24 protein-coding genes and 1 pseudogene are annotated in these 20,959 nt (G+C 58.0%); 12 read left to right on the top strand and 13 right to left on the bottom strand.

Annotation, left to right across the window (positions count from 1 at the left end; all coding sequences use genetic code 11):
- Positions 1–35: 35 nt before the first annotated feature.
- A pseudogene (locus tag AC0L4F_RS12520) lies at positions 36–348 on the bottom strand (ETC complex I subunit).
- A 513-nt stretch (positions 349–861) separates the two neighbouring features.
- Between AC0L4F_RS12520 and uvrB the strand changes: the two are divergent.
- Positions 862–3,057: an excinuclease ABC subunit UvrB gene (uvrB, locus tag AC0L4F_RS12515; protein ID WP_442920401.1), complete on the top strand. Its 2,196-nt coding sequence runs from the start codon at positions 862–864 to the stop codon at positions 3,055–3,057.
- 36 nt (positions 3,058–3,093) lie between these two features.
- Here the strand turns inward: uvrB and AC0L4F_RS12510 are convergent, their stop codons facing one another.
- On the bottom strand, positions 3,094–3,663 hold the full coding sequence (locus AC0L4F_RS12510; RefSeq protein WP_244688845.1) for a hypothetical protein: 570 nt from the start codon (positions 3,661–3,663) through the stop codon (positions 3,094–3,096).
- A 208-nt stretch (positions 3,664–3,871) separates the two neighbouring features.
- On the opposite strand from AC0L4F_RS12510, the gene AC0L4F_RS12505 reads away from it, so the two are divergent.
- From AC0L4F_RS12505 to AC0L4F_RS12490, 4 genes are all read left to right on the top strand, one after another.
- Positions 3,872–4,057, top strand: coding sequence for a PLD nuclease N-terminal domain-containing protein (locus AC0L4F_RS12505; RefSeq protein WP_244688844.1), 186 nt, complete (start codon positions 3,872–3,874; stop codon positions 4,055–4,057).
- Positions 4,058–4,149: 92 nt separating this feature from the next.
- On the top strand, positions 4,150–4,383 hold the full coding sequence (locus AC0L4F_RS12500) for a VOC family protein (RefSeq protein WP_244688843.1): 234 nt from the start codon (positions 4,150–4,152) through the stop codon (positions 4,381–4,383).
- Positions 4,380–4,529: a hypothetical protein gene (locus tag AC0L4F_RS12495; protein WP_244688842.1), complete on the top strand. Its 150-nt coding sequence runs from the start codon at positions 4,380–4,382 to the stop codon at positions 4,527–4,529. The genes AC0L4F_RS12500 and AC0L4F_RS12495 overlap by 4 nt, the downstream gene beginning before the upstream one ends.
- 65 nt (positions 4,530–4,594) lie before the next feature.
- On the top strand, positions 4,595–5,428 hold the full coding sequence (locus tag AC0L4F_RS12490; RefSeq protein WP_244688841.1) for a 2OG-Fe(II) oxygenase: 834 nt from the start codon (positions 4,595–4,597) through the stop codon (positions 5,426–5,428).
- 392 nt (positions 5,429–5,820) lie between these two features.
- On the opposite strand, the gene AC0L4F_RS12485 is transcribed toward AC0L4F_RS12490, so the two are convergent.
- Complete coding sequence (locus AC0L4F_RS12485) at positions 5,821–6,090, bottom strand: DUF5665 domain-containing protein (RefSeq protein ID WP_244688840.1); 270 nt, start codon at positions 6,088–6,090, stop codon at positions 5,821–5,823.
- A gap of 93 nt (positions 6,091–6,183) precedes the next feature.
- On the opposite strand from AC0L4F_RS12485, the gene AC0L4F_RS12480 reads away from it, so the two are divergent.
- Entirely contained in the window at positions 6,184–6,564 is a 381-nt protein-coding gene (locus tag AC0L4F_RS12480) for a YbaN family protein (protein WP_244688839.1), read from the top strand.
- Positions 6,565–6,657: 93 nt separating this feature from the next.
- Here AC0L4F_RS12480 and AC0L4F_RS12475 read toward each other — a convergent pair whose 3' ends face one another.
- Together AC0L4F_RS12475 and AC0L4F_RS12470 are read right to left on the bottom strand one after the other, a co-directional pair.
- Positions 6,658–6,978 (bottom strand): antibiotic biosynthesis monooxygenase family protein, encoded by a 321-nt coding sequence (locus AC0L4F_RS12475; RefSeq protein WP_244688838.1) that lies wholly within the window; start codon positions 6,976–6,978, stop codon positions 6,658–6,660.
- A 78-nt stretch (positions 6,979–7,056) separates the two neighbouring features.
- On the bottom strand, positions 7,057–7,899 hold the full coding sequence (locus AC0L4F_RS12470) for a DUF6206 family protein (protein ID WP_244688837.1): 843 nt from the start codon (positions 7,897–7,899) through the stop codon (positions 7,057–7,059).
- A gap of 142 nt (positions 7,900–8,041) precedes the next feature.
- On the opposite strand from AC0L4F_RS12470, the gene AC0L4F_RS12465 reads away from it, so the two are divergent.
- Positions 8,042–8,704 carry a hypothetical protein gene (locus AC0L4F_RS12465; RefSeq protein ID WP_244688836.1) on the top strand — a complete coding sequence of 221 codons (663 nt, stop codon included), beginning with the start codon at positions 8,042–8,044 and terminating at the stop codon, positions 8,702–8,704.
- 118 nt (positions 8,705–8,822) lie between these two features.
- Here the strand turns inward: AC0L4F_RS12465 and AC0L4F_RS12460 are convergent, their stop codons facing one another.
- The 4 genes from AC0L4F_RS12460 to AC0L4F_RS12445 all read right to left on the bottom strand — a co-directional run bounded on the left by AC0L4F_RS12460 (position 8,823) and on the right by AC0L4F_RS12445 (position 13,453).
- Complete coding sequence (locus AC0L4F_RS12460) at positions 8,823–10,262, bottom strand: right-handed parallel beta-helix repeat-containing protein (protein ID WP_348524098.1); 1,440 nt, start codon at positions 10,260–10,262, stop codon at positions 8,823–8,825.
- 80 nt (positions 10,263–10,342) lie between these two features.
- Positions 10,343–11,107, bottom strand: coding sequence for a glycosyl hydrolase family 28-related protein (locus AC0L4F_RS12455; RefSeq protein ID WP_348524097.1), 765 nt, complete (start codon positions 11,105–11,107; stop codon positions 10,343–10,345).
- A gap of 207 nt (positions 11,108–11,314) precedes the next feature.
- Positions 11,315–11,731, bottom strand: a complete 417-nt coding sequence (locus tag AC0L4F_RS12450; protein WP_244688835.1) for a DUF4864 domain-containing protein — start codon at positions 11,729–11,731, stop codon at positions 11,315–11,317.
- Between the two features lie 78 nt (positions 11,732–11,809).
- Complete coding sequence (locus AC0L4F_RS12445) at positions 11,810–13,453, bottom strand: lysine--tRNA ligase (RefSeq protein ID WP_244688834.1); 1,644 nt, start codon at positions 13,451–13,453, stop codon at positions 11,810–11,812.
- 106 nt (positions 13,454–13,559) lie between these two features.
- Here AC0L4F_RS12445 and AC0L4F_RS12440 point away from each other — a divergent pair, with 106 nt between their 5' ends.
- The gene (locus tag AC0L4F_RS12440; protein WP_244688833.1) at positions 13,560–13,985 is read left to right on the top strand and encodes a tellurite resistance TerB family protein; all 426 of its coding nucleotides are present in this window, start codon (positions 13,560–13,562) and stop codon (positions 13,983–13,985) included.
- A 27-nt stretch (positions 13,986–14,012) separates the two neighbouring features.
- On the opposite strand, the gene dacB is transcribed toward AC0L4F_RS12440, so the two are convergent.
- Positions 14,013–15,515 (bottom strand): D-alanyl-D-alanine carboxypeptidase/D-alanyl-D-alanine endopeptidase, encoded by a 1,503-nt coding sequence (gene dacB, locus AC0L4F_RS12435; protein WP_244688832.1) that lies wholly within the window; start codon positions 15,513–15,515, stop codon positions 14,013–14,015.
- 92 nt (positions 15,516–15,607) lie between these two features.
- The gene (locus tag AC0L4F_RS12430) at positions 15,608–16,219 is read right to left on the bottom strand and encodes a nicotinate-nucleotide adenylyltransferase (protein WP_348524096.1); all 612 of its coding nucleotides are present in this window, start codon (positions 16,217–16,219) and stop codon (positions 15,608–15,610) included.
- Between the two features lie 187 nt (positions 16,220–16,406).
- Here AC0L4F_RS12430 and ettA point away from each other — a divergent pair, with 187 nt between their 5' ends.
- Positions 16,407–18,062 carry an energy-dependent translational throttle protein EttA gene (gene ettA, locus AC0L4F_RS12425; RefSeq protein WP_244688831.1) on the top strand — a complete coding sequence of 552 codons (1,656 nt, stop codon included), beginning with the start codon at positions 16,407–16,409 and terminating at the stop codon, positions 18,060–18,062.
- Positions 18,063–18,155: 93 nt separating this feature from the next.
- Here the strand turns inward: ettA and AC0L4F_RS12420 are convergent, their stop codons facing one another.
- Entirely contained in the window at positions 18,156–18,533 is a 378-nt protein-coding gene (locus AC0L4F_RS12420) for an acyl-CoA thioesterase (RefSeq protein ID WP_244688830.1), read from the bottom strand.
- A 246-nt stretch (positions 18,534–18,779) separates the two neighbouring features.
- Between AC0L4F_RS12420 and AC0L4F_RS12415 the strand changes: the two genes are divergently transcribed.
- Entirely contained in the window at positions 18,780–18,986 is a 207-nt protein-coding gene (locus tag AC0L4F_RS12415; protein ID WP_244688829.1) for a cold-shock protein, read from the top strand.
- Between the two features lie 405 nt (positions 18,987–19,391).
- Here the strand turns inward: AC0L4F_RS12415 and AC0L4F_RS12410 are convergent, their stop codons facing one another.
- On the bottom strand, positions 19,392–19,736 hold the full coding sequence (locus AC0L4F_RS12410; protein ID WP_244688828.1) for a DUF2938 family protein: 345 nt from the start codon (positions 19,734–19,736) through the stop codon (positions 19,392–19,394).
- A 294-nt stretch (positions 19,737–20,030) separates the two neighbouring features.
- Here AC0L4F_RS12410 and AC0L4F_RS12405 point away from each other — a divergent pair, with 294 nt between their 5' ends.
- Both AC0L4F_RS12405 and AC0L4F_RS12400 read left to right on the top strand, forming a co-directional pair.
- Positions 20,031–20,249 carry a hypothetical protein gene (locus AC0L4F_RS12405; protein WP_244688827.1) on the top strand — a complete coding sequence of 73 codons (219 nt, stop codon included), beginning with the start codon at positions 20,031–20,033 and terminating at the stop codon, positions 20,247–20,249.
- Positions 20,250–20,369: 120 nt separating this feature from the next.
- Complete coding sequence (locus AC0L4F_RS12400; protein WP_244688826.1) at positions 20,370–20,927, top strand: L,D-transpeptidase; 558 nt, start codon at positions 20,370–20,372, stop codon at positions 20,925–20,927.
- Positions 20,928–20,959 lie beyond the last annotated feature (32 nt).

The following is a 20,959-nucleotide window of genomic DNA, read 5'->3' as shown; positions in this document are numbered from 1 at the left end:
GGGTGGGCTGCACCGGCCCGCTGCCGCCGTCGGCCTCAGTGGGTCCAGGGACCACGCCGATCAACGGCAAAATTCTCTGCATAGCCGCGCGCACGAATGTTGGGCTTGCGCTTCTTCGGCTCAGTCACAATCGCGTCGATCCCGTGATCGCGGGCATAGGCCAGCGCCAATTCCTTGCTGTCAAAGCTTCATCCGCACCTGGGTCTGGGTATCCACAGACGAGGTCCAGCCCATCAGCGGATCAACCTCACGCGATGTGGACGGCGCATATTCCAGCATCCAATTTTTGGTCTTCGCAGTGCCCGATTGCATGGCATTGCGGGCGGGTTGGAAAATACGTGCACGCATCTGGGTCCCTCCGGGGTGTTTGCCCGGTTATCGGCAATTTCGCGGCGCTGTTCAAGCGTTTGCAGCACCGGTGACCGGCGAAGCCTGCGGTAATTTGAGGGGGTGCAAACCAGACTTGGCCGACAATCGTGCCGCGGGGAGCGAGGGATGGGATAAAGCGACCCAATGACAGCCAAGTCTGATACTTGCAGAAATGAAAATACATGTGCTGTCAGTGGCTTGGCAATTGATTCAGGCAGAAAATTCTTGCGCCCATTTGGGTGTTTTCCGCGTCAAACCATTAAGATGCTGTAAACACTCACACTTCACCCAATCCGGCGCGATACAAAAATTCAATTCTGCGCGAGGTTTAGCAACTTTCTGAAACCTTTTGTCACAATGCGGCAGCGAATCCGGTGGAATCGGTATTTGCCATATCTTTTCAAATGACCGGCCCCGCACCGCGCCCCGTGGCGCAACCGCCCTTGCAAAAGAACAAAAAGGGGGCAAGTTAAGGGCGCAAGGAGCTGCCCCATGTCCGACACCGATCACCATACCATGCCAATGATGACCGCCCCGACCCCCGCGGTGGCGCGCCGCCCCAAGCTGGAGGGCGGGCATCGCTTTGTCATGAAAACCGATTTTGAACCGGCCGGGGACCAACCGACCGCGATTGCCGACCTGACCTCGGGTCTTCATGCCGGTGACCGTGATCAGGTGCTGCTTGGCGCGACCGGCACCGGCAAGACGTTCACCATGGCCAAGGTGATCGAGGAAACCCAACGCCCGGCCATCATCCTTGCTCCGAACAAGACGCTTGCCGCGCAGCTCTATGGCGAGTTCAAGGGGTTCTTTCCCGACAACTCGGTGGAATATTTCGTCAGCTTCTATGACTACTACCAGCCAGAGGCCTATGTCGCCCGCTCCGACACCTATATTGAGAAGGAAAGCCAGATCAACGAACAGATCGACCGCATGCGCCACTCGGCCACGCGGGCGCTTCTGGAACGCGATGACGTGATCATCATCGCCTCGGTCTCTTGTATCTATGGTATCGGCTCGGTCGAAACCTATAGCGCGATGACCCTCGATCTGAAGGCCGGGCAGGAATACAACCAACGCCAGATCATGGCCGATCTTGTGGCCCAACAATACAAACGCAACGATCAGGCGTTTCAGCGTGGCTCGTTCCGGGTGCGCGGCGATGTGCTGGAAATCTTTCCCGCCCACCTCGACAGTCGCGCGTGGCGCCTGTCGTTCTTTGGCGAGGAGTTGGAGGCGATCACGGAATTCGACCCCCTGACCGGCGAAAAGACCGATACCTTCGACCAGATCCGGGTCTATGCCAATTCCCACTATGTGACGCCGAAACCGACCCTGAAACAGGCGGTCATCTCGATCAAACAGGAGTTGCGGCAACGGCTCGATCAACTGGTGGGTGAGGGCAAGCTGCTGGAGGCGCAGCGGCTGGAACAACGCACCAATTTCGATGTCGAAATGTTGGAGGCCACCGGCCATTGCAACGGCATCGAAAACTATTCCCGCTATCTGACGGGGCGTGCGCCGGGGGAACCGCCCCCCACCCTGTTCGAATTCATTCCCGACAATGCGATTGTCTTTGCCGATGAATCCCATGTTTCCGTGCCGCAGATCGGCGGCATGTACCGGGGCGACTATCGCCGTAAATTCACGCTGGCGGAACATGGCTTCCGCCTGCCTTCCTGTATGGACAACCGCCCGCTGAAGTTTGAGGAATGGGACGCGATGCGCCCGCAGTCGGTGTTTGTATCGGCCACGCCATCGGCCTGGGAGCTGGAGCAATCCGGCGGTGTCTTCACCGAACAGGTGATCCGCCCCACCGGTCTGATCGACCCACAGGTCGAGATCCGACCAGTCGAGATGCAGGTCGACGATCTGTTGGACGAGGTCCGCCGCGTCACCGCCGACGGCTATCGCACGCTCTGCACCACGCTGACCAAACGCATGGCCGAGGATCTGACCGAATATCTGCATGAACAGGGCATCAAGGTGCGCTACATGCATTCCGACATCGACACGCTGGAACGTATTGAAATCCTGCGCGATCTGCGGCTGGGGGCGTTTGACGTGCTGATCGGCATCAACCTGTTGCGCGAAGGTTTGGACATTCCCGAATGCGGGCTGGTGGCCATTCTGGACGCCGACAAGGAGGGCTTCCTGCGCTCGGAAACTTCGCTGATCCAGACCATCGGCCGCGCCGCGCGCAACGCCGAGGGCCGGGTCATCATGTACGCCGACCGCATCACCGGGTCGATGGAACGCGCGCTGGCCGAAACCGACCGCCGCCGCGCCAAACAGGTCGCCTATAACGAAGAGCACGGCATCACCCCGTCCACGATCAAGAAAAACGTCGAGGATGTGCTGTCCGGTCTTTACAAAGGTGACACCGACATGAACCGCGTCACCGCCAGCATCGACAAGGGGCTGGCCGGGTCGAACCTTCAGGCTGTGCTGGACGGGCTGCGCGCCGATATGCGCAAGGCCGCGGAGAACCTGGAATTCGAAGAAGCCGCGAGACTGCGGGACGAGGTGAAGCGCCTGGAGGCGGTGGATCTGGCCGTGGCCGACGACCCGCTGGCGCGGCAATATGCAGTGGAGAAAGCATCAGAAGCGGCGGTCAAGGCCAAGGGGCGGTCGACAGCCGGGCGGCCGGGGCAACGCGGCGGGAATGTGAAACGGCGGGGGCGCTAGCGGTCGCCCCCCTGCCCCGCGCAGGTCATGACACCGTCAATTCGTGACGATTTTCACATCAAGCCCAACCCCAAGCCGCGCGGCGATTTCGTCAAGAAAGCGCTTTTTGTCTTTGGTGCTGCTGTGCGTTTTCACAAAGTATCCGTTGATTTCTATGTCGCGGTATTTGACCGAAGGTGTTTTTGACACCAGATTTTCGTTGTTTCGGGTCAACCCCAATGCGGACACCCGCGCCAACCCCAGCCTTTCAATGGTATCGGCAAATGTCTGGGCCGCCACCGGATTTGCAATAACGTCGCCCTCGGGGAACCGGACCAACAGGGTGGTTTTTGCCGATTTCTGTGCAAACATTATTGTGCGGCGCGCCGCTTCGACCGCGTCTGGCACCACCTCTTCGGGAAATTCCTGGGAAAAATCCTCCTGCCATTCCTCGGCCAGGGTCTGAAGCCGATCCCGGAATGCTTTTAATTTACGCGCCTTGTCGATCAATTCCTGTGCCACGTCATATTCCAAATTCTGGAATGCGTCGGCACCTTTGCTGTTAAGACCTTCTTCTCCATCCAGCTCGACAAACATCAATTCAAAAGCGGTTGAAACACTGTCCACGGCCAGTTTCAAGAGACGCCGATGTAGACCATTGCCAAAAGGCGCCCAAGCCCTGTGGCGAGGTCCGGCGTTACAATCAAATTTGAGGTTTTTCGTGAATTCCCGCCGGATCGCCCTAGGTTCAGGGCCAAGGTCGAAACCTCGACCCCGTCGGCCATGAAAATGCGCCGATACGTTATCTCTGCAAAGACCTTCGGAGGTCGTAAAAATGGAATATGGATTCTTCGGTCTGCTGATCCTGGTTGTGGACATCTTCGCGATTTACCAGGTTCTGTCGTCCACCGCGTCAACAATGGCCAAACTGATCTGGACCTTGGTCATTCTCGCCCTGCCTGTGCTTGGCTTTCTCGCCTGGTTGCTGGCCGGTCCGCGTGGCGGCAACAGTCGCGTCTGACACCGGACCTTGCGGGGCGCTGCGGAGGTTTTCCGCGCGCCTCGCAGGCAGATCCCCGTTGCAATGACGCTCTGCGCTGCTAGGCTCTTGCCATGCTTACAGGTTTTGATCACGTCAACATCCGGACCACCAATCTTGACACGATGATTGCGTGGTACGGTGACATTCTGGGCCTTCATCCCGGCAAACGCCCACCGTTCCGCTTTCCCGGCGCGTGGCTATATCTTGGCGATCGCGCGGTTGTGCATCTGGTGGCGGTGGACGGCACACCACAGGCCGCGGCGACATCACGCTGGAACATTTTGCGTTTCGCGCCAAGGGGATGACCGATTTCATCGCCCTGCTCAACCAAAACGACATCGCCCATAGCGTCGATCCGGTGCCCGGCATTCCGCTGACCCAGATCAATCTGCGTGACCCGGACGGCAACCACATTCATGTTGATTTCGATACGTCAGGCGGTGATGGTTAAAATCATCCACATTTCTGCCAAATTCACTTGTTACATCGTGTCAAACCTTTGCAAGGATTGTAATTATGGCTGTTATTCAAATTGATCCCGACACTCTGGCCGTTGATGCCGCCGCTGCCAAAGCGGCAGGTCAGGCCGCTGCGGAAACCTACCAAAAACGCAAACCATATCCCTATGGCAGTTTTGACGATTTCCTGCCCGATTCTGTTCTGGACAAGGTCATTGCCGAACTGAAGACCCTGCCAGAGGCCGAAGACAGCTTTGACCGCCCCCAAGAGAAGCTGAAAACATCCTATCTGCCAGAGCGTCTGCCGCCATACACTCGTCAGCTGTTTTACGTGCTGAACTCCCGTCCCTTTGTGCGCTATCTCGAAGAGATGACCGGCATCAGCGGTCTGATCCCCGATCCCTATTTCGCCGGTGGCGGCGTGCATGTGGTCGCCAATGGCGGGCATTTGGACATTCATGCGGATTTCAATCACAATCAGAAACTCAATCTTGAGCGGCGATTGAATATTCTGATCTACCTCAATAAGGATTGGAAACCGGAATACGGCGGATCCTTCGAAATCTGGAATGACGGTATGACCGAAAAGGTTGAAAGTTTCACACCGGTTTACAATCGCATGTGCTGCTTTAATACCGGGTCTGACACTTGGCACGGCAATCCAGAGCCGGTCAATCACCCCAATGGTGAACCGCGCATGTCATTGGCGCTGTATTATTACACGGCAACCTGGGATCATACAAAGCGCAGCCACACAACGCTGTTCCGTCCCCGCCCCGGCACCACGGATCAGGTGGATCGCGAGGTAAAGCGGCTGGAAACGCTTCAGGATCTTCTGCCCCCGATTTTGTTCCGTCGGGTGATTGGCCCATTGCGCCGTTTGGGGTTCTGATTTTCTTAGTGAGGTTGAAAATCAAACGCCCTCACCATTCATGATGCGCAGTTGACCAATCGCGATGTGGTATCGGGTGTTTTGCAAAGGCATCCCTGCTTCAATGCGTCTGTTTGACCGCGCAATTTTCCGGCGCCATGCCAAAACGCGATGCACTGCTGATTGGTGGTACAAATCATGATGGATTGCCGCGTCGGCAAAACACCGGGCGCGACGCGGCTTTGGTTGAAACCACGTTGGCACCGCTTGATTTCGAAACCTTTGCACTTCGCGCCATAATCACTGCGGCGCGCAAACGCATGCAGCCCTATACCCGAATTGTCCAAGCCGTTTGGTCAACCAAAACGCTTCTCAGATCCGCCTAACCACGGCCGAACCACTGGGGCCCGGCGTCATTCGCTGACATTGGTCACAATATCAGCGATTTCACGGGCCCATTCGCCAATAATCGGGATGAATTCGATCTGGGCCAATGTCCAGACCAGCACCGACAACAACAATGTCGCGCCGATAACCGTGCCGAGACCCATCATCAGCCCACGCGCCAATGAATGCCAAAGCATGGTCCAGAATTTATCATGGATGCGAAAGAAGCGGTGGTTGTTCAACTTTTCCACTTCTTTTCGCAGGGCTCTGATTTCGGTGCCAAGATCCTGTGTCATACGGCATAGCTAGCGCGGGTTTCCGCCAATCTCCAGCCCCAAACCGGTGCATTTTTGCGGTCTTTGCCAAATCGCTGTGATAGGTCCGGCCACATGCGGATGTTTGCCCTCTCACGTGCGATCTGGATGATCCTTGGATGCCTGGCGGTGGCGCTTGGCGTGTTGGGCATTGTCTTGCCCTTGTTGCCCACCACGGTTTTTCTGTTGATGGCGGCCTATTGTTTCGCCCGATCTTCGCCCGTTTTGCACGACTGGCTGGTAGACCATCCGACGTTGGGACCACCGATCACCAATTGGCGGGACCATCGCGCGATTTCGCGCCGGGCCAAATGGCTGGCGTTGACCTCTATGGTGGTGATTCTGGCCGCCGGGGCGATCTTTGGGCTGGGCGCGACGATCCTGACCATTCAGTCAGTTGTGCTGGGCTGTGCCGCGTTGTTCATTGTCACCCGCCCATCGCCCCCCGCGGCCTGAGGTATTGCTGCAAATGTCGGTGCGCGCGGGGCTGGCACCGACGGACCTGGCGCACCGCCGATGCGTTCAGATCCGCCGGGAACCAATCTCAGCTCAGCCGAAGGTCGCCGCCACGTCGTACATCACCGGCTCAAAACTGCGGCACAATTCGTTGATCTTGCGATTGCGGGCGCGCATTTCGTCGGATCGCAACATCGCCAGAAAATCTTCCCGCCGGGCCCATTGCGAATAATTGGCAATGCGGGTCTGGGCGTCATTCACATGCAGACCGGCCGCAATAAAACCCGGCTGTTTTGAAATGAAACTGTCATAGGCATCCTGCAATGCATCCAGAAGATCCTGGCAGGTGCCGGGGGTCATTTCAAAGGTGGTGATGACGGTTTGGATTTGCGCATCTTTTTTGATTTCGGGCATGGCTGGTCCTCCTGTGGGTATCCTGCCACGGGGGTAGAGGCCGGTCAAAGCCCGAAATGCTTGCGTAAATCTTCCGTCTCAGACGTTGGGTTCGCCCTGAAGCCCCAAAAGCTTGCGCATGCCGGTCCAATATCCCGGCAATTTCGGCGGGCGCTGCAACTCGGGCAGTGCCTCATCCGCCCAGCGCGGCATTTCGCGGTTCACAAAATCGCGCCCCCAGGCAAGGAATGCCTGACCATCGTCGGGTCGCAACCGACAGGCCGATCCCACAAGCCCGACAAGTGTTTCCGGCGCGGAATACCATTCGTCCTGAATGCCGGTCACCCGGCCCTTGAACACCGGCCCCACCGCCCGCATCAGCGCGCTTTCGGAAAAGATCAAAAGCATCTGCCCCATTTCGGCACGGGAATAGTGGATCAGTGGCGGAAAGGTATCAAAGAAGGTCGCCTGCCCCCCGGCCACGGCAAAGTTCCGGATCGACGGATGGAACCCGATGCGGGTGCCAAACTGATCGGCATTGTTCCAGAACCGGGCAATCACCTGTCCCGCCGCCTCCATCAGGTCGATGGCGTCCTCCACCGGGGCCGCTTGCATCTGTGGCCGCATCATGGTGTCGGCGGGCAAGGCCGCCTGAACGATCACCGGGATCTGATGCGCGCCCTCCGGCAGCAAATGGAATTCCGTGTCCGGCACCGGCACACCGGTGGTGCGCAACGCCGAAAGGTAATCGTCATGCGCTGCCGCCAGCCGCGCCATAAGCGCATGATCCGGTGACGCCCGATAGACCTTGATGACTTTGTCGGAAAATGTTCCCGACTTTGGGCGAAACGGCGCACAGAAATAACCAAGTTTCGACACCGGCTGCCCGCGTGCCCCGCTGTCATCGCGGATCAACCGCGCCAATTCGTCAAGATCGCTCATGTTTCACCCTGCCATTTGCAGCGCGCTATATCCTGTTGGCCGCGCTTTTGCCAGCGTCGCCCGAACCGGATCAATTAACCACTTGTTTACCAAGATCCGCCACGCTCGGCAAAGAAAGCCGTCAAAATCGGAAGGTCTGCGTATGCTGCGCTTGGCCGTATTGTTTAGCCTGACTGCCAATATTGCATCTGCCGGGGCCTGGCCACGTGACGAAGGCGCTTGGTTTCTGGCCATCGCAACCGAGCTTGGCGGTTTCAACGATCTCGGCCACGTCAGTGATGTCACGGTTTATAATTCGTTTTACGCCGAATACGGCCTCACCGCGTCGCTGACCCTGGGCCTGCATGGCGGGTATGGCCCGGCGGCGGAGCTCGACACGCGATTGTTTTTTCGCCTGCCGATCTTGCAACATGATGTGCACAAACTGGCGCTGGAACTCAGCGTCGGCCAGGTGGATGACCTGAATTACTCCGGCATCGGGCTGCATTATGGTCGTGGCATCACCCTTGGCGAAACCTCGGGCTGGCTTTCTGTCGAAACAAGGATCGACCATGTCTTTGACAATCAGAAGATGGAGGTGCGCCAAACCAAACTTGATTTGACCGTTGGGCTGACGCACAAAAGTGGCATCCAATCCATGGTCCAGGTTTTCAACACCGAAATCGACGACACGCTTTATTCGACCCTGGCCACGGGGTTGGTGTTTCCGATCAGCGATGATTTCAGTGTCGATACCGGCGTATTGTTTGACCTGCAAACCGACCGATCACCCGGCATTCGCATCGGGTTCTGGCACAATTTTTGAATGTCCGTCGGTAACCCCAGTCATGGCAAAAGACCGCAGCGCATCACTGCGCCACGGCCTGCTTGCACCGCTCCCCTATGGCGTTGGGGCAATGACCGATGATCGCCCCAATCCGGTATCAGACATCCATGCGCATGGTCACATTCACCTTGCCTTTGACGGCTGTTGGCCAAAACAAATCGACCCGTTCATTGTTGGTCCCCTGCCCATGTTTGACATAGGGCATGTTCCATTGCGCCACATTGGAACTGTTGGAAATCTTGTCAGTGGCCACTACCGCATCGACACCACGCGCTTCGCCGCCAAAGGCCAAAATACCCGCCCCCGGAATCTGCCAAGTGGTGGCTTCGGTGGCTTGGGTATGTGACACGACCACCGGGTTTTCGGTGACCTTCAGGACATTGTTGAACGTGTTGTTTGAGAAATACACGTTCTTCATGTTGCCATAGTCCATGTCGTTGTGGCTGGTATCAATCCTTTCGGCCTGCCGGATCACCGTGCCAACGCCGCGGAACAAATTGCCGTTGACGTTCAACCCGTTCAGGCGATGACCGGTGCCATAGGGTTTGACCACAATCCAGGCAAAGCTATCCAACACGTCCCCGCACAGGAACACATTGTTGGTGATCGACAGCCCGGCAAAGCCGAAACCGCCCACATAGTCTGGCTCGACCTCGCGTTCATTGGTCCATTCGATAAAGCAATTGTCGACGTAATTGCCCACCACCGTGGCATTACAGGACCGCAGCGCCAGAACCAACCCGGCCATGCGAACGCCATTTGGCTGGCCGTCGCCCTGAAAGAAGTGGTTGCCCGACACAACAGAGTTGGACCCGCTCAGGATACAGAAATGCCGGAACTGGCTGGCGCGGTTATTGCGCAGCTTGACGTCATTGGCGTTGGCATTGATCGCGATGGACACCCGGTTTTGCGCCGCAATGCCGCCTTCGGATGACAGGAACTGACACCGGTCCACCAACATCCCCTGACAGCCATACCCGATAGAGGTAATGCCGCGATATTTCGGGCGGGTGAAATAACAATCCCGCACCTGAAACACCGTGCCGGTCTTGGCCAGCATGATGGCGCTGGCCTTGTTGTTGCACTGGAATTCGACGTCCGAAAACGACAGGCTGGTCAGTTGCTCAAAGCCGCTGAAATCCAGCATGTATTTGAACCGTGTAAAGGTAAAGGTCTGGCTGCCCGTCGCCGCGCCCAACGGTTGGGACAGGGTGATCTCCTGTGCCGCGATGTTGACCGATCGCACATAGACTTCGCGCCCGACGCCCACGCCGGTGATCAGTGATCCAACCGGGATATTGGCGATATTGCCGACATTGGTCAGCTTGTCATCGTCACTGGCGGAATAGGTCGCAGCACTTGTGCGCACCTCTGGTTCCCAAACCGTATCGCCAGTGGCATAGAACTGTCCATTGGCGATGTGGCGCCGCTGGGCATAGGAATTCTTGTTGTTCACCACGGCCTGCATGTCCATCGGACCGGAAATCGAAATCCGGCGACCACCCATATCCAGGCTCTCGTGATCAGAATTGTTCAAAAGCGATTGGAACGCTTTTTTGAAACCGGTCTCTTCATTGCCAAACGCATCAATATAGGTGCCAAGATCAAAGTTCTGCGTCAGGGACAGGATGGCAAAATCGGCATCGTTACCGTGCCCTCGAAACGAATGCGCGAATTGATCGTCACATCGCTGTTCAGACGATAGGTGCCGTCGGACACCACAATTTCGCGTCCGTCTGCCGCGTCATCGGCGGCCTCGAACGCGGCACTGTCGTTGGTCGTGCCGTCGCCGATTGCGCCGAAATCCCGCACATCGACGGTGGCCAGCATGTCGGCCAGAAAAGCACTGGTGATGTCTTCGATCACCAGATCGTCAATCCGAACGACACCACCGTTCGACCCCGTCAGATCCAATCCCAAATGGGCAAAGACCGGGGTGGTGCCCCAAACCATGTCCACACCGCCGCGGTTGCCCGCCCCCAGGATGGCCGAGACCTCGGTCACGTCGCCATAGGTGTTCAGCGAAACCTGCGGCCCAAAAACGGTCAGCCCGCCAACCTCAGTGCCATTGGCCTGCGCCGGATAGCCGGCAATTCGCACATTGGGCAGATTGCCGGAAATCGCCTTTACCCGTGCACGCACCCGGATGTAACACCCCGGCAAAAGCGGGGTTTCGCCCATATAGCGCAGCTTTTGGGTCGAAGCGGTTTTCTGCAATTCAAGACAGCCACCGAAATCCTGATCCGCAGGCACAAAGGCCGCATTAGCTGCATTTTCATAGGTGTCGTCGCCCGGCCGTCCATTCTGGCTCGACCATTCGTCCAAACCACTGGCGAACGGCGTCGGCATGAAAACCACGCCCTCGGTAATCGCTTTGTTCATGAAGATCCCTTTCCCACATCACGCGTGAACCACGAGAAAGGCGGGCAAAGACCCGCCGATGAGGGCAATGGGTATCAATTGGACCTTAAACTGCGGTGAGGCCACCGTGCGTTGGTCGCGCAACACAATGTGCAATGTTCGCGCAATACAACTACGCAACATACCTGCGCGCTGACCGCGCAACGCGCGCGCCGTGGCTGTGGCCGCTCAGACGGCGATATCGGGCGCAGGCAAAATCTGGACCCCACCGATTTTCCAGCCGGAACCATCGGGGATCATCTCGTAGCCAAGGTAATGACGCCCGCCATTTTCATCCAGGATCTCGACCCGCTGCCACAATCTTCCGTCAATATCGGCAAGCTCCAGGTAACGGGTCGCGCCGGGGCGCCAAACCATCGGGTAGCCACGTTCCACCATCTGGCCGAAATTTTCCGGGGTTCGAAAAATCCGGCGGATATTCGGCGCGGCAAATTCAAATGCGCCGTTCACATCCTCTGCCTTAAAGGCATCAAGCTGCGCGCCGATCACCGTTTCAATCTCTGGATTTCGGGGCTGAGTGTCTTGGGCGGCAGCAAATCCGCCGGACAAAAGGACCGCGCATAACAGCGCCAGAATTCGCAACATTTGAACCACCTCTGCAACAGTTAATGCAGCAGAGGTAGCCCAAGTTAACGAAACGTCAAATTCAACGGTCTCGGCAGCTTAGCCGAGCTTGCCCGCCAGGCCCGCGTCAATGAGTTCGGCACTTTCCGTGACGCCATAAAGCGCGATAAACCCGCCAAAACGCGGCCCCTGCGAGGCCCCCAGAAGCACCTCGTAGATCGCCTTGAACCAATCGCGCAGCGGCTCGAACCCGTGCACTTTGCCAACGGCAAACACCACCGATTGCAGGAATTCCTCATCCGCGAAATCAACCTGCGGCAGCGGCTCGTCCTTGCCGACAATCGCGTTCTTGCGCCCGATCAGGTCCAGTGCGAAATCGCCATCGCGCAGGGCCTTGGCCAGATCTTCCAGCGCAGCGCGCTCTTGATCGGATGGGGCGCGGAACACTTTGGCCGGTTTGACAAAATCCTGGAAATACCGCACCGCATGGCCCGCCGCCGCATCCATGCCGGGATGGGTTTCGGCCGTGGCGTCGGGGGCATATTTGTTGATGAACCCCCAAAGCGTTTCCTTGTCCTCTGCGCTTGACGCGCTGGCAAGGTTAAGCAGCATCGAGAACGGCACAACCATGTCCGAGGCTGGCACGTTGTGGCCATGAATGTGATACACCGGGTTGGCCAGACGCGCCTTGGTGTCCTGTGTCGCATAGGCCCGCAGCTGTTGGTGGTATTCATCCACCGCTTTGGGGATCACATCAAAATACATCCGCTTCGCGGTTTTTGGCTTCTGGAACATGAAATAGCTCAGGCTCTCGGTCGAGGCATAGCTCAGCCATTCATCAATCGAGATGCCGTTGCCGGAAGATTTGGAAATCTTCTGCCCCTGATCATCCAGGAACAATTCATAGGTAAAATGCTCTGGCGGGCGCTGTCCCAGGATCGAACAGATCCGGTCATAGATCGGCGTATTGGTCGAATGGTCTTTGCCGTACATCTCGAAATCGACGCCAAGGGCCGCCCAGCGCGCGCCGAAATCCGGTTTCCACTGCAATTTCACATTGCCGCCGGTGACCGGCAGCGTCCATTCGCGACCGTCATTGTCGTCAAAGGTGATCTCGCCTTTGGCCGCATCAACGTTTTTCATCGGCACATACAACACGCGCCCGGTTTCCGGGTGGATCGGCAGAAAGATCGAATAGGTCTGGCGGCGTTCCTCGCGCAGGGATTTCAACATGACGGCCATCACGTCGTCATATTTCTCCGCCGCACGCAGCAGCACCTCGTCAAATTTGCCGGTGCGATAGAACTCGGTCGCCGAATAGAATTCGTAATCGAACCCGAACGTATCCAGGAACCGGCGCAGCATCGCATTGTTATGATCGCCAAAGCTGTCATGGGTGCCAAACGGATCGGGCACCGATGTCAACGGCTTTTGCAGATGTTCCTGCAACATATCCTGATTGGGCACATTGCCCGGAACCTTGCGCATCCCGTCAAGATCATCCGAGAAACAAATCAGCCGCGTGGGAATATCCGATATCACCTCGAATGCACGACGGATCATCGTTGTGCGCAGCACCTCGCCAAAGGTGCCAAGATGCGGCAGACCCGACGGACCATAGCCGGTTTCGAACAGAACATATCCCTTTTCCGGGGGCGTCTTGGCAAACCGTTTGAGCAAGCGGCGCGCCTCTTCAAAAGGCCAGGCTTTCGAGACAAGAGCGGCATCGCGCAGTTCAGACATTTCAGGACTTCTCCGGTTTGCAGCGCGCCCTATGCACGCAGGCCCGCTCTCCCTATTGCGGGCGGGGCGCGGGGTCAATATTCTGCACCGCAACAGGAGATAGCAAATGACCGAAGAAATCGCCCATTCCCTCAGCCCGCAGGACTGTCTTGTCGGATTGATGATCGCCGTTTCCGCCTCGGACGAAAACATGCGCACCGCCGAGCTGATCAAAATCGAATTTGCCGTAAACAACCTGCCGGTTTTTGCCGACTACGATATCGACCGGATGAACGTCATCGCGCAGACCGTGTTTGACCTGTTCGAACAGGAAGACGGGCTTGACGCCTTGTTCGGGCTGATCCGTGACAACCTGCCGGAACGGTTGTTTGAAACGGCCTATGCGCTGGCCTGCGATGTTGCCGCCGCAGATGGAAAGCTGCGCGAGGCCGAACTGCGCCTGCTGGAAGAAATCCGGTATGAGCTGGATATTGACCGGTTGCATGCGGCCGCCATCGAACGGGGCGCCCGGGCGCGGCATATGTCAGCCTGAGCGATTGTCGGCCTGAGCGATCCGGCGTCAGCTGTTGGCAAATGCCTGTCCCCAACGTTGCAGCAATTGTTGTTGCAACAAGCGGGATTTGCGGTTCCAGGCGAGACCGCCCTCTGGGCGCTCGCGCTCTTCGCGGGGGATCGTGGCGCGGCGGGCATTGTCGGCGGTAAAAATCGCAAAGGCCATCTCGACCCCATCAACGCCGGTGCAATAGCCGCCCAGCGCGGATACGAAATTCAAGGTGCCGGTCTTGGCGCTGACCTGAACCGGATGATCCTTGATCACCTTGTAATCCGCATCCCGTATCGGAATCGGCTTCAGCAGCGACCGCAGCGGCCCGGCCTGCCGCGCCGCCCGCAGCATCAACACCATATCCGCCGCGGTCATCCGCGACGCATCGCCAAGACCAGAATGGTCGACAAACACCACATCCGGGCTCAGCGCGTATTCCTGCCGCAGCCACTCGGTCATCGCCTGGGCCGAGGTCTTGATGTCGCCCGCATCGCCAAGCCGCGCACGGGTTGCCGCCAATCCGACAACTTCGGCCGTCAGGTTGGTGGAAAACTTCAACATATCAAATAAAATCTGGGTCAAGGGCGGGCTGACCACCTGGGCCACGACGCTGCCACCCGGCGCAATGGTCGCAATCTGCGGCACCGACAGCTTGATCCCATGACTGCGGGCAAAGGTCTGGAACACTTCGCCGGCATAAAGTTCTGGCTTGCGCACCGGCAACCACCGCGCGCCCCCATTGCCCAGGGCCGTTTTTGCAACGGTCCATTCATCGCGCCCTGACCGGTCAGTATAGGTATAGATTGGCGTCGAACGATTTTTGACCGCCATCCGGGCGAAAGCGACATCGGGGCGAAACTTTTCGCTGCGACCATCCATCGTGACGCGATAGGTACTGCCCTGTTTCACCCATTGGAAATGCACACGGTTGAAATTGAGGTTCAGCCCCGACACCGCCGGGTTATAGCCGACATGATCCGGCTGGCCGGGATCTATGTCGCGGGAAAACGGCAGGAACCCACCCCAGACATAAAACGCACCGCGCACCTCGCGGATGCCGGCGTCCTTCAGTTTCGCCGCCAGATCCGCCAGAGCATCGGTATCCAGCGTTGGATCGCCCCCCCCTGCGAGGATCAAATCACCGTCGACCACGCCATCGGTCACCGAACCCGTGACATGCAGCGATGTGGCAAAACGGTGCTCTTCGCCCAGGGCATCCAACGCATAAAGCGCCGTGATCGTCTTGGCGACGCTGGCGGGCGGCAGGCCGACATCGGCCTTCCCCTCTTCGCGCATCAATCCGGTTTCAATATCCATCACCGCATAACCGACTTCGCCGGGCAGTTTTGCCTTGGCCACAAGCTCATCAGCAGAGGGGAAAACAACCGGGATCGGGATGGTACTACCGGGGCGAGCCACCGGGCGTGGCGACCGAACCGGCGCATCACCCAAGGCCTGCCCGGCCACAAACCCAATTGCGGAGCCAAGAAACAAACGTCTGGAAATAACTTTGGTCATGGCGCGATTTAACCCAAGCATCGCTGATCAAACAAGTCTGACATTCCTGACCTGACGCGGAATTTAACCGCTGACGCCAAGCCAGGACCGCCTTAACCGATCAGGATTGCACCCATCCACCCCGCGCCCGGATTGCGCTGGAACTCTCGTTGCTCCATCGGGACGTTGATGAAACACCAGGCCGGGGCCTGCGACAGGCCCAGTTTCTGCGAATCGCGGCCCCGAATACGCGCCCCGGCATAGACCCGTGCTGCCTTGGAATTCCGCGCGCGAATACGGTCGCCGGGCCGGGCAAGCACACCAATCGGCACAGAGTTCACGATCTGCTGCCAATCCTGCCATTTCGGCAGCTGAATAAGATTGTCCGCCCCCATCAGCCAAACAAAGTTGGTGCCGCGATATTCCTGAATCAACGCTTTCAGGGTTTCGGCGGTATAGCGCGTGCCGGCCTCGGCTTCGAAATCGCTGATATCCACGCGGGGGTGGCGCATGATTTTGCGCGCCGCCGCCATGCGTTCGTCCAGCGGGGCGGGTCCGTGTTCCTTTAACGGATTGCCGGGGCTGACCAGCCACCACACCCGATCCAACCCGAACCGTGTCAGCGCCTGTCGCGTGATGTTCACATGACCCTGATGCGGCGGGTCGAAAGAGCCGCCAAGCAAACCAATGGTTTGGCCGGGCCGAATGGCGGGGAAATGGGGCACCGGGGCGGCTCCTTGGTCAAAACGCCGGTATCCAAAGCATTTTTCTCGGGCTTGTCAATCAAGCCGCGCCAAACCCATGCGCTTTGCCACCCCCCAAAAGCAGTCGCAAAGCCATATCCGCCTTTGCCAATTGCGAATTCGCCTGCGCACAGCTATCTACGGCCAAAGACAACCGAAGGGGCAAAAGATGGCGGCTTATCAATACGTGTATCACATGGACGGCGTGTCCAAGACCTATCCGGGTGGCAAGAAATGTTTTGAAAACATCCGCTTGTCGTTCCTGCCGGGGGTCAAGATCGGTGTTGTCGGCGTCAACGGCTCGGGTAAATCGACCTTGATGCGCATCATGGCGGGCATCGACAGCGATTTCACCGGCGAGGCCTGGGCCGCAGAAGGTGCCAAAGTCGGCTATCTGCCGCAGGAACCCGAACTTGACGCATCGCTCGATGTGCGCGGTAACGTTATGTTGGGTGTGGCTGCGAAAAAGGCCATTCTCGACAAATACAACGAATTGGCGATGAATTACTCGGACGAGACCGCCGATGAGATGGCCGCCTTGCAGGATCAGATCGACAGCGAGAACCTCTGGGATCTCGACAGCCAGATCGACGTCGCAATGGAGGCGCTGCGCTGCCCGCCGGACGAAGCCGATGTTTCGCAACTCTCAGGGGGTGAAAAACGTCGTGTCGCACTGTGCAAATTGCTGCTCGAAGCGCCTGACATGCTGCTGCTCGACGAACCGACCAACCACCTCGACGCCGAAACCATCGCCTGGTTGCAACAGCACCTGATCGACTACAAGGGCACGATCCTCTGCGTCACCCACGACCGCTATTTCCTCGATGACATCACCGGCTGGATTCTCGAACTCGACCGTGGCCGCGGCATTCCCTACGAAGGCAACTACTCTGCCTGGCTGGAACAAAAGGCCAAGCGTCTGGCGCATGAAGCCAAGGAAGACAAAGCCAAGCAAAAGACGCTGGAACGCGAATTGGAATGGATGCAGCAGGGGGCCAAGGCCCGTCAGGCGAAATCCAAAGCGCGGATTCAGGCCTATGAACAGATGGCAGGCCAGTCTGAGCGCGAAAAAATCACCCATGCCCAGATCGTCATTCCCAATGGCCCGCGCCTTGGCGGCAAGGTGATCGAGGTCGAGGGGCTGAAAAAGGCGCTTGGTGACAAGCTCCTGGTCGAAGACCTCTCTTTCTCGCTGCCCCCCGGCGGGATTGTCGGCGTGATCGGGCCGAACGGTGCGGGTAAAACCACCCTGTTCCGCATGCTGACCGGCCAGGAACAACCCGATGAGGGCACAGTTTCTTATGGCGACACGGTTGATCTGTCTTATGTCGACCAGTCGCGGGATGACCTGAAACCGGATGAAACCGTCTGGGAGGCGATCTCTGGCGGGGCGGAAATCATCGAACTGGGCGATGCCCAGGTCAATTCCCGCGCCTATTGCTCGTCCTTCAACTTCAAGGGCGGCGACCAGCAGAAAAAGGTTGGCCTGTTGTCGGGCGGTGAACGTAACCGTGTGCACATGGCGCGTCTGTTGAAAGAAGGCGGCAACGTGCTGCTGCTCGATGAACCGACCAACGATCTGGACGTCGAAACCCTTCGGGCATTGGAAGACGCGCTCGTCGATTTTGCCGGTTGCGCCGTGGTCATCTCGCACGACCGCTTCTTCCTCGACCGGATCTGCACCCATATGCTGGCGTTCGAGGGCGAGGCCCATGTCGAATGGTTCGAAGGCAACTTCGAGGATTATGAAGAAGACAAGAAACGTCGTCTTGGCGCCGATGCGCTAGAGCCGAAGCGGATCAAACACAAAAAGTTTGTGCGCTAAACGGGCCAAAGGGTGCGCAATGGCTGCGCACCCCTCGACCTGTCGACCCGATCCGTCGAACCGATCCGGCAATGCGCCATGGCGCATTGTCGCCTACCCCGGCACCACACGCGGCTTGCCCACGTCATCGATCGCCACAAAAGTAAACACCGCCTCTGTCACCTTTTCGCGCTCCACAAGCCGTTCGCGGCGCACCCAGCATTCCACTTCAATGGCCATCGACGTCCGGCCCACCCGGACAATCCGGCAGTAGACGCACAGCACATCACCGACCTTTACCGGCCGGATGAACTTCATCGCGTCGACCGCAATGGTCGCCACCCTGCCCTGCGCCTTGTCTCCGGCGATGATTCCCGCCGCCATGTCCATTTGGCTCAGCACCCAGCCGCCAAAAATATCGCCTGACACATTGGTGTCGGCCGGCATTGCCAATGTGCGCAACATCAGCTCGCCTTTTGGTTCCTTGTTCATCAATATAGCCTCCGAATTTGAACTACATAGTAGCCATCACCGCCAGATTGCCAACGCAAGAACACGGTTGCCGCCCCCCCGCTTTCCCCTTGCAAACGACCGCATCACATGGCATATCACGGCCTGCTAACGATCTTCTTTTCGACCTTCTGTTTTCCTTCATCGGCACAGAGTCTTCGATCCAGACGTGACTTCGCCGGGCTGTCGCATACTGCGGACAGTATAGAAAAACTAAGGATACTTCACATGGCCACTGGCACAGTGAAATGGTTCAACACCACCAAAGGCTTCGGCTTCATCGCACCCGACGGCGGCACCAAGGACGTTTTCGTGCACATTTCTGCTGTTGAGCGTTCGGGCCTGACCGGTCTGGCCGACAACCAGAAAGTCACCTTCGACATCGAAGCTGGCCGCGACGGCCGCGAGAGCGCGACCAACATCGCACTGGCGTAAGCCGGGCTGCTGGTTCAAGCCTTCTGGCTTTCGAATTCGAAAGGCGCGCTTCGGCGCGCCTTTTTGCGTTTACGGATATGGTTGCCTGTGGGGTGCGGGCACCTGAGGTAAGGAATACCTCCGTCTGGAATCCCTGACTGTCGCGGAATGTCGCCTTGCTGCAAACTTGTTGGCAGGAGGATGATCAAATGACCCCGAGCCCCAGCACCCCGCAGCCAGCCCCAAGCAAACCGCAACCCGGTCCGCAGATGCCTGCCACATGGCGCTTCACTGATTGGGCCGCGATCTAGCGGCTCAGATTTATTAATTCGTCCGCATTTAGCGGCCGAAGCGCAGGGTGGGCTACCTGTCCCTCCCCCGGAACGCCCACCCTGCCGCAGAATCAATTGATCCGAAACATATTGCTCAGGCCGCCGCCAAAAGCGCCACCACCCACATTCCAAGTCCAAAAAACGTATGCGCCACAAGGCCCAGCGCCCGCCCCTTCCATGGTGTGGGCGTGCGCGACAACGCAACCCCCAGCCCCATGCCCGGTTGCAACAGGAACCAGCCCGCCGAAATTGTGACCAATGCAAACAGCCACACCGGCAGGAACGTCGGCGCCGCCAACCAACCCTGTCCCGCCAAGAAGACAAAGATCACGCCATAAAGAATGCCAACGCCATAATGAACGGCCCAGCCCAACGCCAATTCACCCGGCACCGGGCGCACAGCGGCAATATCATCATGAAACACCTGCCCGCGCGGCACATGCCCAGCCCAACGACCGACATTGGCCCAATTCGGGCGCCCTTGACCGAATCCCGCGCCAGCACCTCGGCCCAGATATCCATCGCAATTGTTCCGCCGAGCCCAATGAAAATCCCGGCCCAGATCAGTTCGTTCATTAAAAAGTCCCCCAAAATCTATCTTGCAGAGGCTGGCAGAACAGCTAACCTGCCACAACCCCGAACCGAACAGGGCACAAAAACGCACAACAGCCGCCCCAATCCTGCCCCACTTTAACGATTTATTAACCATGGACAGGGACAGAAGGACACTCACATGGCACTTGTTACACTCCTGGGCGGCTCGACATTGGGCGCAAGCGGCGGTCTTTTGGCATGGTTGCTCTTCGGGGTCAGCGCGGCAACCGCGTTTGGGTTTTATCTGGCCTGTGGCGTATTGATGCCTGTGACCGTGATTGCCATTTCTTTGCTTGTTTCGCCGGGCTCGCGCGACGATGTCGCCCATGCAGAACCGGCCAAAGCACTGGCTGCTTGATCGCTCTTGATCGCAACCCGTTGCGAAAGCCCCACATTCGCACATGGTAACGGATTCCTGACTCCCGCTTTGACCCCGACTGGCCTATGATTTTCAGGCTCAGTTCTGGAGGGACAAAGTATGTTAACACGCCGCAGTTTTATCGGCACTGCTGCTGCAACCCTGGCAATGCCGGCGGTGGCCAATGCGCAATTCAAACTTGATCCGAAATATGTTCCGCAATACGTGCGCGTCCGCGCCGATCTGGCCCCGGGCCAGATCATCGTGTTGCAAAAGGCCCGTTTCCTGTATCACATAGAGGAACCAGGCAAGGCGCTGCGCTATGGGATCAGCGTCGGCCGTGCCGGGCTGGAATTTTCCGGCACCGCGGTCATTCAGGTCAAGAAGGAATGGCCGACCTGGCGTCCGACAAACGACATGATCGAGCGCGAACCCCACACCTATGCCAAATTCGTCGACAACGACTATGTGCAACCGGGTGGCCCCGGCAACCCGCTTGGCTCGCGCGCGCTGTATCTGTTTCAAAACGGCCGCGACACCTTTGCCCGCATTCATGGCACCGATGCCGTGCAATCCATTGGCCGCGCTGCATCAAACGGGTGTTTCCGCATGGCAAATGATCATGTTGCTGCCCTCTACGAACGTGTGCCAATCGGCACCACCGTCACTGTCATCTGACCCCCCGATCCCGGGCGACCGCATCTGCCGGG

Source organism: Marinovum sp. J2-8 (assembly GCF_055808435.1).
Note: the sequence above shows the minus strand (reverse complement) of the source record. Positions and strands in the feature narration are given on the sequence as shown.